The sequence below is a fragment of the Inquilinus sp. NPDC058860 genome (assembly GCF_042743185.1).
GTDB lineage: Bacteria > Pseudomonadota > Alphaproteobacteria > DSM-16000 > Inquilinaceae > Inquilinus.
In genome coordinates this window covers 109,590-123,460 of the sequence record NZ_JBHYMS010000011.1, presented here as the reverse complement: position 1 = coordinate 123,460, position 13,871 = coordinate 109,590, and the positions used below count along the sequence as shown (strand labels likewise).

Here is a 13,871-nt window from a genome sequence, read left to right as displayed (position 1 = left end):
TGAGGAAATGTCGCCGAGCCAAGCCGCAACCCCGCAAGGACGATCATGTCCGCTGTAGAGCCCCATCTCCGCCACCCCGAGAAGGCGCATCGCCCGGACAATCCGGTGCCGCGCAAGCCGGCCTGGATCCGGGTCAAGGCGCCGGTCTCGGCCGAGTACCACGAGACCCGCCGGCTGATGCGGGATCTCAAGCTGAACACGGTGTGCGAGGAGGCGGCCTGCCCCAATATCGGCGAGTGCTGGGCCAAGGGCCATGCCACGGTGATGATCCTGGGCTCGATCTGCACCCGGGCCTGCGCCTTCTGCAACATCGCCACCGGCCGCCCGGACCAGCTCGACCCGCATGAGCCGCAGCATGTCGCCGAGGCCGCCGGCCGGCTGGGGCTGAGCCACATCGTCATCACCTCGGTCGACCGCGACGACCTGGACGACGGCGGCGCCCGGCATTTCGCCGAGACCATCCGCGCGGTCCGCGCCGCATCGCCGGACACGACCATCGAGATTCTCACTCCCGACTTCAAGAACAAGCCGGGAGCCGTTGAAATCGTTGTCGAAGCGCGCCCGGACGTCTTCAACCACAACCTCGAGACCGCGCCCCGGCTGTATCCCTCGATCCGGCCCGGCGCCCGCTATTTCACCTCGCTGCAGCTGCTGTCGCGGGTGAAGGAGCTGGACCCGACCATCTTCACCAAATCCGGCATCATGGTGGGCCTGGGCGAGACGGGCGAGGAGGTCGGGCAGGTGATGGACGACCTGCGCGCGGCCGATGTCGACTTCATGACCATCGGCCAGTACCTGCAGCCGACGCCGAAGCACGCCAGGCTGGACCGCTTCGTCACGCCCGAGGAGTTCCAGGGCTACGAGCGGATCGGCCGGGCCAAGGGCTTCCTGATGATCTCGGCCTCGCCGCTGACCCGGTCCTCCTATCACGCCGGCGCCGATTTCGAGAAGCTGAAGGCCGCCCGCCTGGCCAAGCTGGCGGCGGCCTCCGGATCCATCGACCTCGTCGCGCTGGCGCAGAGCGCCTGAAGGTCGCACTGGCGGGACGCCGCCGACGGTCTAATCTAGAACGTCGATCGCGTCCCGCGGATCCATCATGCCCTCACACACCGAACGCCGCGTCCTGCCCTTCACCCCGCAGCAGCTCTACGAGCTCGTGGCGGATATCGAGGCTTATCCGAGCTTCCTGCCCTGGTGCCTGGCCGCGCGGATCCGCAAGCGCGAGGGCAATGTGCTGACGGCCGATCTGGTCATCGGCTTCAAGATGATCCGCGAGCGCTACACCAGCCGCGTCACCTTGACGCCCGGCCGGCAGATCGATGTCGCCTATGTCGATGGACCGATGAAACGGCTGACCAATTGCTGGCGCTTCCTGCCGCACCCCGCCGGCTGCGAGATCGACTTCCATGTCGATTTCGAATTCCGCTCGCGGGTGCTGCAGACCCTGATCGGCGCGGTGTTCCACGAGGCCTTCCGCCGCATGGTCGCCGCCTTCGAGACGCGGGCGCGGGCGCTCTACGGCGACCGCGCCTCGGTGCCCGCGGAGGCGGCCGGCGGCTGATCCGACAGGCCGGCCGCGGTGAAGCGCGGCGCCAGGGTGCGGTCGGCGCAGAGCGCGTCGAGCGGCGCCGCCGGCATCTCGATGAAGCGGGCCACCAGCTCCGGCGCGCAGCTCTCCGTGCTCAGGATGGAGTGGCTGCCGGCCCGGAACTCGACCACCCGGCCGTTGGTCAGGGTCCGTGCCGCGATATAGGCGTATTCGGGCGGGGTGATCGGGTCGAAGCTGCCGGCCAGCAGCAGGCTCGGCGTCGTGCTCGACACCGCCACGGCGTCCACCGCCGAGATCGGCGGCACGTGCCAGGAATCGCAGACCTGCCACTCCAGCGCATAGGCGGCGTTGTCGCCATAGGGCTCGGAGGCGGCCACCGACGCGGCCAGCGCGTCGCGGGTGGCGAAGGGCCAGCTCTCGCTGCAGGCGACGCTCAGCGCCAGCCCGTCGGAACGGTTCGGCCCGCCGCTGAACACCGGCCCGATCCAGGGGGCGAGGGCGGCGAGGTCGCCGCGCGCCACCTTGTCGATCAGCTCCGGCAGCTCCGGCAGGACGGCGGGGTCGTAGAAGGTGGCGTAGAGCGCGTCGAGCACGATCCCGTCATCGGCCCGGACGCTCCGCCGTCCCTGGCGCACCGTCTCCGGCTGGGACCGCAGCTGCGCCAGCATGCCGTCGAAGCGCGCCTCCAGCAGCGGATAGGCGCTGTCGCAATCGGGGCTGGACCTGCATTCGCCGAACAGCCGGCGGAACACGCGGGCGATCAGTGCCGGCTGGGTGTCGAGGTCGAAGATCCCCGGCGGATAGACGCTGTCCAGCACGGCGCTGCGGACGCGGTCGGGGAAGTCGCGCATCACCGCCAGCGCCACCCGGGTGCCGTAGGAGACGCCGATCAGGTTGTAGCTCTCGTAGTTCAGCGCCGCGGCGACGTCGTCGACATCGGCCGCGGCCTCGGCGGTGGTGTAGGCCGACAGGTCGATGCCGGACCGGGTCAGGCGGTCGTGGCAGCGCAGCGCCGCCGGCCGCTCCAGCGCCAGCACCTCGGCCCGGCCCATCCCCGGCTTCCAGTTCCGCTCGGCGATGCGGTCCAACTCCGGGCAGTCCAGGCTGGGCCGCGACTGGCCGACGCCGCGCTGGTCGAAGACGATGAAGTCGCGCGACTGCCGGATCGGGCGGCTGATCTGCCACCAGGTGTCGGTATCGTCGCCGAAGGCGGCGTCGCCGGGGCCGCCGTTGAGGAAGATCACCGGGTCCGGCAGCGGCGACTGGGCCTGGCTGTGCAGCACCGCGACATAGAGGCGGAGGCTGCGGCCGTGCGCGCCCTCGCGATGCGCCGGCACGGCGACGAAGCCGCAGGTCGCCCGCTCGCCGCGCGGCACGGCGAAGACGCAGCGCGCGCTCTCGAAGCCGGGGGCGGCGGAAGCCGGAAAGGCGAACAGGAGCAGGGCGCCGAAGGCGAGCAAGGGCCAGAGGCTCGAGGCCGAGTTCAGACGCACTGGCACGATACTTTCGTGTGAGTCTCGCCGGCCATGATGCGATGTGCCCCGCCGGCCGGCAACCCGCGTCAGCCGGCGTGGGGGGATGCGGTTTTCGCAGCTTGCGCGCCGGAGATCCGGCCCGGACCCGGCCGCTCCGCCGGATCAGTCCTGGCGGTCGACGGCGGCGGAGGCGTTGGCCAGCACAGCCGCCTTGAACGCGACGGCGATCTTGTTCACGAACGAGGCGCTGAAAGCCCCGATCGGATCGGCGGCGGGGTCGAAGTAGAACGAGCGCTCGGCCACGTCGCGGTTGTACTCGTCGACGTAAACCCAGCAACGGGCTTTCCATTCCGAAAATCCGCCCCTTCGGCGCTCGATCTCGGGCACCTCGATCGCACCGTCGCGATCGGTCGGCGGAACCGTGCTGACGGCCAGAAGGTAAAGAACGGTTTCCTTCGATCCGGCCTTCCGTACCGGCAGCAGCATGCAACAGGGGCGATCCTTTCGCCCCTCGGTCTCGCCGGCTGCCTGCTGCCGGGCCCAAAGGTACGGATACCAGATGAGTTGCCCGGTCCTAGGCGTCGCCATCACGCTTGCCGTCGATGATATCGTCCAAGGTGGCGAGAAGCTCAGCGCGAACGTCGGCAGGTTCCTCGCCCGAGACATAGGCCTTGCGCGGGTCTTCCGCCCGGCGGGTCAGGCGCTCGAAATCCTCGATCGCCATAAGGATCAGCCGGGGCTTGTTCCGCTGGGTGATCGTGACCGGGTGCCGCAGGGCTTCGGCGATGATGTCGCCCGACCTGCGCGAGAGGTCACTGGTGGAGTATGTCGGCATGGCAGCGATCTCCTGTGATGCTGCAAAATACAGAAAAAGCGGCATTGCTGCAAATTCCAGAAATGGAAATGCCGCCCCTCGGACGGCGGCTGATCCAGGGGCTGGCGGCAGGGCCGATGGCCCGCACCATTCGTCAGCCGGCGTGGGGGGATGCGGTTTTCGCAGCTTGTGCGCCGGCCAGCAGCAGTTCCAGCGCCAGCCGCGTCGCCTGGGTCCGGACCGCGGTCCGATCGCCGGCGAAGACGCGCCGTTCCGTGCGCGTCCCGGCGCCCTGCCGGGCGAGGCCGAAATGCACCAGCCCGACCGGCTTGCCCGGGGTGGCGCCGCCCGGCCCGGCGATGCCGGTCACCGCCACGGCGAGGCCGACCCGGGCGCGGACCACCGCGCCCTCGGCCATCGCCGCCGCGACCTCGGCGCTGACCGCGCCCTTGTCGGCGATCAACGGGGCGGGCACGCCCAGCAGCTCGGCCTTCGCCGCGTTGGAATAGGTGACGAAGCCGCGCTCCACCACGTCGGAGGAGCCGGCGATCGCGGTCAGCGCCGCCGCCACCAGCCCGCCGGTGCAGCTTTCCGCCGTCGCCAGCGTCAGCCCCCGGGCCCGGCAGGCGTCCAGCACCTGCGCGGCCAGGGCGAGATCCGCGTCCTCGATCATGCCAGCCCTCCCGCCAGGATCGCCGCGCCGACCGCGGCGACGACCGCGCCGGCGGCGATGTCGTCCATCATCACGCCCCAGCCGCCGCCGAGCTCGCGGTCGAGCCAGGAGATCGGCCAGGGCTTGGCGATGTCGAGCAGCCGGAACAGGGCGAAGGCGAGGGGATACAGCCACGGCACCCCGGCGACCGGCGCCAGGGCCAGCAGCTGGCCGGCCACCTCGTCGACCACGATCGCGCTCGAATCCGCCTCGCCGCCGCGGCAGACCGCGCCCGCGGCCCAGACCCCGGCCAGGCCGATGACGACGCCGGCGATCGCCACCGCCGCCGGCCCGCCCAGCAGCCACAGCAGCCAGGCGAGGGGCAGGGCGGCCAGCGACCCCCAGGTGCCGGAGGCCACCCGGATCAGCCCGATCCCGCCGACCGTCGCCAGCAGCGTGGTCGGCTGCCAGAAGGTGCAGCCGGGCGGAAGCGGCCGGAACGACGGCATCAGCGCTCGATCCGCACGCTCGCCGAGGCCTGGGCGGCGATGCCCTCCTCGCGGCCGGTGAAGCCGAGCCGCTCGGTCGTGGTCGCCTTGACGCTGACCCGCTCCGCGTCGAGTTGCAGGATCCCGGCGATCCGCGCCACCATGGCGGCGCGGTGCGGGCCGACCTTCGGCCGCTCGCACAGCAGGGTCACGTCGACGTTGAGGATGGTGCCGCGGGCCCGCACGAGGTCGGCGGCATGGGCCAGGAAGGCGGCGGAATCGGCGCCACGCCAGCGTTCGTCCGAGGGCGGGAAATGCTGGCCGATGTCGCCGGCGCCGATGGCGCCCAGCAGCGCGTCGGTCAGGGCGTGCAGCCCGACATCGGCGTCGGAATGGCCCTCCAGCTTGAAGCCGTGGGGAATGCGGATGCCGCACAGGATGACGGCGTCGCCGGGGATCAGGCGGTGCACGTCGAAGCCGGTGCCGGTCCGGATGTCGGCGGCGCCGCCGAGCAGTCGTTCCGCGCGCGTCAGGTCCGCCTCCGTGGTGATCTTGAAGTTGTCGACATGGCCTTCGACCAGGCGCACGGCGATGCCCTGGCGCTCCGCCACCGCGGCGTCGTCGGTCAGCGCCTCGCCGGCGGCGGCGCGGTGGGCGGCGAGCAGGGCGGGGAAGCGGAAGCCCTGCGGCGTCTGCGCCTGCCAGAGCCCGCTGCGGTCGACCGTGCCGGCGGCGATGCCGGATTCCGCGCGCTTGATGGTGTCCACCACCGGCACGGCGGCGATCGCCGCCTCGGCCTCGGCCAGCGCGTCGAGCACGCGGTCGATCGTCGCCCGGTCGACCAGCGGCCGCGCCGCGTCATGCACCAGGACGAGATCCGGCGCCCGCGGCACCAGCCATTCCAGCGCCGCGCGGACGCTGTCCTGCCGGGTGGCGCCGCCGGCGACCGGCTCGGGCAGGCCGAGGCCCTCGGTCGCGGCCTCGTAGAGCGCCCGGTGCTCGTCGCGGATCACCACGACGATATCGTCGAACCGGCCGCTGGCGCGGAACGCCTCGACCGAGCGGCGCAGCACGGAGCTGCCGGCCAGCGGGCGGTACTGCTTGGGCAGGGAGCCGCCGAACCGCTCGCCGGTTCCGGCGGCGACGATGACGGCGGCGTGGCGTGGCATGATCCGCTCGGTCTCCTGGACGAAAGGCGCCGCACGATAGGGCGGCGCCTTTTACGAGACAAGCGGAAGGCGGGCTTTATTGCGGGATAAGCTCGACCCGGCGGTTCCTGGCCCGGCCGTCGTCGCTGTCGTTCGGCGCCACCGGCGCCAGCGGGCCGACGCCCGCCGGGTTCAGCCTGCCGGCGGACACGCCGTACTGCTTGACCAGCGCCGCCACCACCGCCGCGGCACGGGCGCGCGACAGCGTCATGTTGGTCTCCAGGCCGCCGACATTGTCGGTGTGGCCGACGACATGGATCTTCGCCGCCGGATCGTCCTTCAGGAACTGCGCCACCTGGTCCAGCGCCGGCTTGGAGTCCGGCTTCAGATCGGCCTTGGCGAAATCGAACGTGATGCCGTAGAGGGCGATGTGGCCCTGCGCCGTCAGGCCCTTCTCGATCTCGGCGGCCGTCACCGTCACCATCTTGTCCTGCAGCGTGCCGGATTCGATGACGTCGAGCTGGACGATGGCCTGGCCCTTCTCGACCTCGATGCCCGGGGTGTAGCCGTCCTCGAACTCGGTGACGTAGAGGGCGATGTCGACCGTGGCGCCGTCCTTGGTCAGCTCGGCGGTCAGGAGATGCGCCGCCTCCGGGCTGTAGTCGAACAGCTGGGTCCCGATCCCGCTGAAGATGGCGTCCTGGCGCTTGCCGATCGCGCCGCCATCGGCCTTGAACAGGACCTGATAGCCCTTGGCCGCCAGCTCGTTCTCGTAATTCTCGAACACGTCGTCGGATGAAATGCCGGCCGGGGCGGTGTAGCTGAGGCGGGTCAGGGCGCCGCTGACCTGCTTCGAGGCGGAAAAGATCGGCTTGTTGTCGCCGTCGGCGTCGTCGGCGGGGCCGAGCGGCAGGGTATAGCGGGTGAATTTCTGGGTGCTGTAGACCACGATCGAGGCGCCGTCGAAGCGCTTGATCCCGGGATAGTCCTTCGCCCCCTTGATGTCGGCGGCCGCTGCCGGCGCCGTCATCGCGGCCAGCGCCAACGCCAGTGCGACGATGCGACCGATCGTCCCGATCACCGAGTTCATAGGATTCTGCTCCATCCTCGTCGCCGGCCCGCAGGCGCGGCGCTGTCTTGCTCCAATCATGGCTGTCTTCCTGGCAGAGGACGCCCCCCGTGTTCGGCCCGAGCTGAGGCCGGATCTCATGTAGCGCCGCCCGCAAGGAACTTCTTCCCCCTCAGAATAGGGGGGTGGATCCCAGTTTTGCTCATTGGTTAGGCAAAACTTTCATTGGACAAAATTTAGGCGATGGGCTGATCTGGCATTTGTCAGACCCTTTGCCGCCGATGCCGAACCTGAAACCGATACCCGCCGCCGCGGCCGAGCCGCAACCGGATCCCTTCGCGCTTCTGGCCTCGCTGCCGGTGGCGGTGCTGGCGGTCGGTCGCGACCGGGTGATCCGCTTCGTCAACCTGGCCGCGCAGCAGCTGCTCGACGCCAGCGAATCCGCCCTGGTGGGGCAGGACCTGACCGGCTTCGTGCCGGGCGACAGCCCGCTCTTCACCCTGATCGACCAGGCGATCCAGCAGGACCGCAGCGTCGCCGATTACGGCATGCTGCTGGAAAGCCCGCGGATCGGCCGGCGCACCGTCTCCGTGACCGTCGCGCCGCTGGTCGAGCCGCCGGATCTCGCCGTGGTCAGCCTGTTCGAGGAATCGGTGGCGCGGCGGATCGACACCCAGCTGAACCGCCGCCACGCCGCCCGGTCGATGACCGCGATGGCGGCGATGCTGGCGCATGAGATCAAGAACCCGCTCTCCGGCATCCGCGGCGCCGCCCAGCTCCTGGAGCAGACGGTCGGCGACGACGACCGGGCGCTGACCCGGCTGATCTGCGAGGAGACCGATCGCATCGTCCGGCTGGTCGACCGCATGGACGCCTTCTCCGACCCCAGCCCGCTGAACCGCGATCCGGTCAACATCCACGAGGTGCTGGAGCGGGCGCGCCAGGTGGCGCAGACCGGATTCGGCCGCCATGTCCGCTTCATCGAGCGCTACGACCCGTCGCTGCCGCCGGTGCCGGGCCAGTTCGACCAGCTGGTCCAGGTGTTCCTGAACCTGATCAAGAACGCGGTCGAGGCGGTGGCGGAGGATGGCGAGATCATCCTGACCACCGCCTATCAGCGCGGCGTGGCGATCGCGGTGCAGGGCACCAGCCAGCGCCTGAACCTGCCGCTGATGGTGGCGATCCAGGACAACGGCCCGGGCATCCCGGACGACCTCAAGGACCATCTGTTCGACCCCTTCGTCACCACCAAGGCGGAGGGCTCCGGCCTCGGCCTGTCGCTGGTGGCCAAGATCATCGGCGACCATGGCGGGCTGATCGGCTTCGAGAGCGAGCCGCGCCGCACCGTGTTCAAGATCTCCCTGCCGATCCACGCCGAACCGGCGCCGAACGGCGACAGCGAAGACAACGGAAGCGAACCATGACCAGCGGGACCATTCTGGTCGCGGATGACGATCGCGCCATCCGCATGGTGCTGACCCAGGCCCTGTCGCGGCTGGGCCACGAGGTGCGCAGCACCGGCACTGCCTCGACCCTGTACAAATGGGTCCAGGACGGCGTCGGCGACCTGATCATCACCGACGTGATGATGCCGGACGAGAACGGGCTGGACCTGCTGCCGCGGATCAAGAAGCTGCGGCCGGACCTCCGCGTCATCGTCATGAGCGCGCAGAACACCCTGCTGACCGCGGTCAAGGCGACCGAGCGCGGCGCCTTCGAGTACCTGCCCAAGCCGTTCGACCTGAAGGAGTTGGTCGGGGTGGTCGAGCGCGGCCTGACCCTGCCGCGCCAGGAAGCGGCGGAAGCGCCGGGCGCCGAGGACGGCGAGGAGGCGATGCCCCTGATCGGCCGGTCGCCGGCGATGCAGGAGATCTACCGGGTGATGGCCCGGCTGATGGCGACCGACCTGACCGTGATGATCACGGGCGAGAGCGGCACCGGCAAGGAGCTGGTGGCGCGGGCGCTGCACGATTACGGCCGCCGCCGCTCCGGCCCCTTTGTCGCCATCAATATGGCGGCGATCCCGCGCGACCTGATCGAATCCGAGCTGTTCGGCCATGAGAAGGGCGCCTTCACCGGCGCGCTGTCGCGCTCCACCGGCCGGTTCGAGCAGGCCCAGGGCGGCACGCTGTTCCTGGACGAGATCGGCGACATGCCGATGGAGGCGCAGACCAGGCTGCTGCGGGTGCTGCAGGAGGGCGAATACACCACGGTCGGCGGCCGCACCCCGATCCGGGCCGATGTCCGCATCGTCGCCGCCACCCATCGCGACCTGCGCACCATGGTGCGGCAGGGCCTGTTCCGCGAGGACCTGTTCTACCGCCTCAACGTCGTGCCGATCCGCCTGCCGCCGCTGCGCGAGCGGTCGGAGGACATCCCGGCCCTGGTCAGCCATTTCATGCGCCGCGCCGCCGCCGAGGGCATGAGCGAGAAGGCGCTGGACAAGCGGGCGATGGAGCGGCTGACGCGGCACCGCTGGCCCGGCAATGTCCGCGAGCTGGAGAACCTGGCCCGGCGCCTCTGCGCGCTGTACTCGCAGGAGACGATCGGCATCGACGTGGTCGAGGCCGAGCTGAGCGACGCCCTGCCGCAGGCCGGGACCGTCGAGCCGGGAGGCGAGCCGCCGGCGGGCGAGGGACTCTCCGCCGCGGTCGAGCGCCATCTGCGCGACTATTTCACCGCCCATGGCGGCAGCCTGCCGGCCAGCGGCCTGTACGACCGGGTGCTGCGCGAGGTCGAGCGGCCGCTGATCACGCTGAGCCTGGCGGCGACCCGCGGCAACCAGATCCGCGCGGCCGAGCTGCTGGGCCTCAACCGCAACACCCTGCGCAAGAAGATCCGCGAGTTAGACATTCCGGTGGTCCGTGGCCTAAGCTAGGACGCTTGACCGTACCGCCTGCAGAACCGCCTCCGATGACCACGAACGCCGCGAGCCCTTCCTCCCTCTGGCGGCAGCTTTACCAATGGGCGGCCCGCATCGGGCTGGAGAACAAGCTGGCGGCGGTGCTGATCTTCGCCGCCGTCGCCTCCGGCATCGCGACCTATACCGCGCTCAGCAGCAACTCGCTGTTCGGCAAGGACGCCGACCGGGTGTCGCTGCTGCTGGTGCTCGACCTCACCATCCTCCTGATGCTCGGCGCGATCGTGGCGCGGCGGCTGGTCGGGATCTGGGCGGCTCGGCGCCGCGGCTCGGCCGGGTCGCGCCTGCATGTCCGGCTGGTGGCGCTGTTCGCCGTGGTGGCGGTGGCGCCGGCCATCCTGGTCGCCATCTTCTCCGCCGTGATCTTCAACATCGGCGTGCAGACCTGGTTCTCCGAACGGGTCTCGACCGCGGTCAACGAATCGCTCTCGGTCGCCCAGGTCTATCTCGAGGAGAATCAGAAGAGCATCCGCTACGCCGCGCAGAGCATCGCCTACACGGTCGAGCGCGCCTATGCGCAGTATCCCGAGTTCATCTCCGGCAACCGGTCCGCCCTGGTCGGCATCCTCAGCAGCATGACCTCGACCTACGGCATCCCGGACATCCGGATCATCGACCGCAAGGGCCAGGTCGTCGCGGAATCGGCCTTCGCCAAGGGCCTGAAGCTGGAGATGGTCGGCCAGGAGCATTTCGAGCGGGCGACCTCCGGCGATGCCGGATACGGCCCGGTCGAGCTGATGGTCGACAACCAGGGCGACCGGGTGCGCGCCCTGGTGCGGCTGAACGGCTTCCCCTTCGAGGCCTTCCTCCTGATCGGCAAGCAGGTCGATCCGGAGGCGCTGGCCTATGTCGAGCAGACCAAGGGTGCCGTCGCCGACTATCGGGCGCTGGAGGGGCGGCGGTCGCAGCTGCAGCTGATCTTCACCGCGATCTACGTCACCGTCGCCGTGCTCCTGCTGATGGCGGCGGTCTGGATCGGCCTGGTCTTCGCCGACACGCTGGTGCGGCCGCTGCGCGAGCTGATCATGGCGTCGGAGCGGGTGCGGGCGGGCGACCTGTCGATCCGGGTCCAGGGCAGCGACAGCACCGACGAGCTCGGCAGCCTGGCCCGGTCCTTCAACCGCATGACCAACCAGCTGGAGAGCCAGCGGCGCGAGCTGATCGAGGCCAACCGTCAGCTCGACCAGCGCCGGCAGTTCACCGAGACGGTGCTGTCCGGCGTCTCGGCCGGCGTGCTCGGCCTCGACCATGATGGCCGGGTCCATCTGCCGAACCGGTCGGCCACCGACCTGCTGGGCCGCACGGTCGACGAACTGGTCGGCCAGCCGCTGGAAGCGGCGGTGCCGGAGATGAAGGAGCTGCTGGAGAACGCCCGCAGCCGTCAGGGCCGGGTGGTCGAGGGCCAGGTGAAGATCCGCCGGCACGGCGAGCTGCGCACGCTCCTGGCCCGCATCGCCGCGGAGCGCCTCGACGGCGAGATCCAGGGCTTCGTCGTCACCTTCGACGACGTCACCGAGCTGCTGTCGGCCCAGCGCAAGGCGGCCTGGGCCGACGTGGCCCGCCGGATCGCGCATGAGATCAAGAACCCGCTGACCCCGATCCAGCTCTCGGCGGAACGGCTGAAGCGCAAATACCTGAAGCAGATCTCGGACGATCCCCAGACCTTCATCACCTGCACCGAGACGATCGTGCGGCAGGTCGGCGACATCGGCCGGATGGTCGACGAGTTCTCGGCCTTCGCCCGGATGCCGTCGCCGGTGATGAAGGCGATCGACCTGTCGGAGACCTGCCAGCAGGCGATCTTCCTGCAGCGCAACGCCCATCCGAAGATCGGCTTCGCCTTCAGCCAGCCCGACGACCGCCCCCTGGTGCCGTGCGATTCCCGGCAGCTGTCCCAGGCCGTCACCAACCTGCTGCAGAATGCCGCGGACTCCATCGAAGGCCGCATCGCCGAAGGCCGCGAGCTGCCGAAGGGACAGGTGCGGATGGTCCTGGACTATGCCGATGGCGAGGCCTGGATCACGGTCGAGGACAACGGCAAGGGCCTGCCCGTCGTCGACCGCGACCGGCTGACCGAACCCTATGTCACGACGCGGACCAAAGGCACCGGATTGGGGCTCGCTATCGTCAAGAAAATCATGGAGGATCACGGCGGCCGGCTGGTCCTCGAGGACCGCCCGGGCGGTGGGGCCCGGGTGAGCCTCGTCTTTCCGTTGGAACAGGCGGGCGTGCCGGCCGTTCCAACCGGCGATGAGCCGGATGCATCGACCGATCGGGTGACGGCTGCGGGCTCCAAGGACGCGGTGGGTCATGGCGCATGACATTCTCGTCGTCGACGACGAGGCGGATATTCGGATGCTCATCTCGGGCATCCTGGACGACGAAGGCTATACGACGCGGGAAGCGGGCGACACGACGCAGGCGCAGCACGAGCTCGCCGCGCGCCAGCCCAGCCTGGTGATTCTCGACGTCTGGCTGCAGGGCAGCCCGATCGACGGGCTGGAGCTGCTCGACATCATCCGGCGTGACCATCCGGGCGTGCCGGTGCTGATGATCAGCGGCCACGGCAACATCGAGACCGCGGTCACCGCGATCAAGCACGGCGCCTACGACTTCATCGAGAAGCCGTTCAAGTCGGACCGGCTGCTGCTGATGGTCGAGCGCGCCATCGAGGCGGCCCGGCTGCGGCGCGAGAACGCCGAGCTGCGGCTGCGCGCCGGCACCGAGGTCGAGCTGGTCGGCCAGTCGCCGGTGATCGGGCAGCTGACCCAGCAGATCGAGCGCGTGGCGCCGACCGGCAGCCGGGTGCTGATCACCGGCCCGGCCGGCGTCGGCAAGGAGGTGGTGGCCCGCCAGCTGCACGCCCTGTCCAAGCGCGCCGAGGGCCCGTTCATCGCGCTGAACTGCGCCGCGATGCATCCGGACCGGCTGGAGGAGGAGCTGTTCGGCGTCGAGGCCATGGTCGACGGCGCCATCACCACCCGCAAGGTCGGCACCTTCGAGCAGGCGCATGGCGGCACGCTGCTGCTGGACGAGGTGGCGGACATGCCGCTCGCCACCCAGGGCAAGATCGTCCGGGTGCTGCAGGAGCAGACCTTCGTCCGCGTCGGCGGCGCCACTAAGGTCGAGGTCGATGTCCGGGTGATCGCCTCCTCGAACAAGGACCTGCCGAGCGAGATCGCCGAGGGCCGGTTCCGCGAGGACCTCTATTACCGCCTCAACGTCGTGCCGATCGCAGTGCCGCCGCTGGCCAGCCGGCGCGAGGACATCCCGCTGCTGGCCCGCCATTTCATGCAGCGCGCCGCCGACAGCCAGGGGCTGATGCCGCGGCAGGTCGGCGAGGACGCGATGGCGGCGCTGCAGGCCTATAGCTGGCCGGGCAATGTCCGGCAGCTGCGCAACGTCATCGAATGGCTGCTGATCATGGCGGCGGGCGACAACAGCATGCCGATCCATGCCGACATGCTGCCGCCGGAGATCGGCGCGATCGCCCCGGCGGTGCTGCGCGGCGACCGCGGCAGCGAGATCATGGGTCTGCCGCTGCGCGACGCCCGCGAGCTGTTCGAGCGCGAGTACCTGATCGCCCAGGTCACCCGCTTCGGCGGCAACATCAGCCGCACCGCCGAGTTCATCGGCATGGAGCGCTCGGCCCTGCATCGCAAGATGAAGAGCCTGGGCGTGCACGGCGCCGGCGACCGCAAGCTCGTCGACTGATGTCCTCTAATTTCGTTCGATGAGCGTCATGTCGCCAAGCTC

General features: G+C 70.0%; 13 protein-coding genes. 6 read left to right on the top strand and 7 right to left on the bottom strand.

Annotated features, from left to right (window positions below; all coding sequences use genetic code 11):
* Positions 1-45 precede the first annotated feature (45 nt).
* Positions 46-1,029 carry a lipoyl synthase gene (gene lipA / locus ACFW16_RS10290; RefSeq protein WP_380304463.1) on the top strand — a complete coding sequence of 328 codons (984 nt, stop codon included), beginning with the start codon at positions 46-48 and terminating at the stop codon, positions 1,027-1,029.
* A gap of 67 nt (positions 1,030-1,096) precedes the next feature.
* The gene (locus ACFW16_RS10285) at positions 1,097-1,561 is read left to right on the top strand and encodes a type II toxin-antitoxin system RatA family toxin (RefSeq protein WP_380304461.1); all 465 of its coding nucleotides are present in this window, start codon (positions 1,097-1,099) and stop codon (positions 1,559-1,561) included.
* Here the strand turns inward: ACFW16_RS10285 and ACFW16_RS10280 are convergent.
* From ACFW16_RS10280 to ACFW16_RS10250, 7 genes are all read right to left on the bottom strand, one after another.
* A complete protein-coding gene (locus ACFW16_RS10280; protein ID WP_380304459.1) occupies positions 1,516-3,048 on the bottom strand; it encodes an alpha/beta fold hydrolase in 1,533 nt (510 codons plus the stop codon). The genes ACFW16_RS10285 and ACFW16_RS10280 overlap by 46 nt on opposite strands.
* A gap of 138 nt (positions 3,049-3,186) precedes the next feature.
* Positions 3,187-3,510: a hypothetical protein gene (locus ACFW16_RS10275; protein WP_380304458.1), complete on the bottom strand. Its 324-nt coding sequence runs from the start codon at positions 3,508-3,510 to the stop codon at positions 3,187-3,189.
* An 88-nt stretch (positions 3,511-3,598) separates the two neighbouring features.
* Positions 3,599-3,859, bottom strand: coding sequence for a type II toxin-antitoxin system prevent-host-death family antitoxin (locus ACFW16_RS10270; protein ID WP_380304456.1), 261 nt, complete (start codon positions 3,857-3,859; stop codon positions 3,599-3,601).
* Between the two features lie 133 nt (positions 3,860-3,992).
* Complete coding sequence (locus ACFW16_RS10265) at positions 3,993-4,511, bottom strand: CinA family protein (RefSeq protein ID WP_380304454.1); 519 nt, start codon at positions 4,509-4,511, stop codon at positions 3,993-3,995.
* The gene (locus ACFW16_RS10260) at positions 4,508-4,999 is read right to left on the bottom strand and encodes a phosphatidylglycerophosphatase A (protein WP_380304452.1); all 492 of its coding nucleotides are present in this window, start codon (positions 4,997-4,999) and stop codon (positions 4,508-4,510) included. The genes ACFW16_RS10265 and ACFW16_RS10260 overlap by 4 nt, the downstream gene beginning before the upstream one ends.
* Positions 4,999-6,147 carry a bifunctional 2-C-methyl-D-erythritol 4-phosphate cytidylyltransferase/2-C-methyl-D-erythritol 2,4-cyclodiphosphate synthase gene (locus ACFW16_RS10255; protein ID WP_380304450.1) on the bottom strand — a complete coding sequence of 383 codons (1,149 nt, stop codon included), beginning with the start codon at positions 6,145-6,147 and terminating at the stop codon, positions 4,999-5,001. Before ACFW16_RS10255 ends, ACFW16_RS10260 begins: the two co-directional genes overlap by 1 nt.
* Before the next feature lie 76 nt (positions 6,148-6,223).
* Positions 6,224-7,231 carry an OmpA family protein gene (locus tag ACFW16_RS10250; protein WP_380304448.1) on the bottom strand — a complete coding sequence of 336 codons (1,008 nt, stop codon included), beginning with the start codon at positions 7,229-7,231 and terminating at the stop codon, positions 6,224-6,226.
* 245 nt (positions 7,232-7,476) lie between these two features.
* Here ACFW16_RS10250 and ACFW16_RS10245 point away from each other — a divergent pair, with 245 nt between their 5' ends.
* The 4 genes from ACFW16_RS10245 to ACFW16_RS10230 are packed head-to-tail and all read left to right on the top strand — an operon-like array spanning position 7,477 to position 13,829.
* Positions 7,477-8,619, top strand: coding sequence for a nitrogen regulation protein NR(II) (locus ACFW16_RS10245; RefSeq protein WP_380304446.1), 1,143 nt, complete (start codon positions 7,477-7,479; stop codon positions 8,617-8,619).
* Complete coding sequence (gene ntrC, locus ACFW16_RS10240; protein WP_380304444.1) at positions 8,616-10,073, top strand: nitrogen regulation protein NR(I); 1,458 nt, start codon at positions 8,616-8,618, stop codon at positions 10,071-10,073. The genes ACFW16_RS10245 and ntrC overlap by 4 nt, the downstream gene beginning before the upstream one ends.
* 35 nt (positions 10,074-10,108) lie before the next feature.
* Positions 10,109-12,436 carry an ATP-binding protein gene (locus ACFW16_RS10235; protein WP_380304442.1) on the top strand — a complete coding sequence of 776 codons (2,328 nt, stop codon included), beginning with the start codon at positions 10,109-10,111 and terminating at the stop codon, positions 12,434-12,436.
* Positions 12,426-13,829, top strand: coding sequence for a sigma-54-dependent transcriptional regulator (locus tag ACFW16_RS10230; protein WP_380304440.1), 1,404 nt, complete (start codon positions 12,426-12,428; stop codon positions 13,827-13,829). The genes ACFW16_RS10235 and ACFW16_RS10230 overlap by 11 nt, the downstream gene beginning before the upstream one ends.
* The last annotated feature ends 42 nt before the right edge of the window (positions 13,830-13,871 follow it).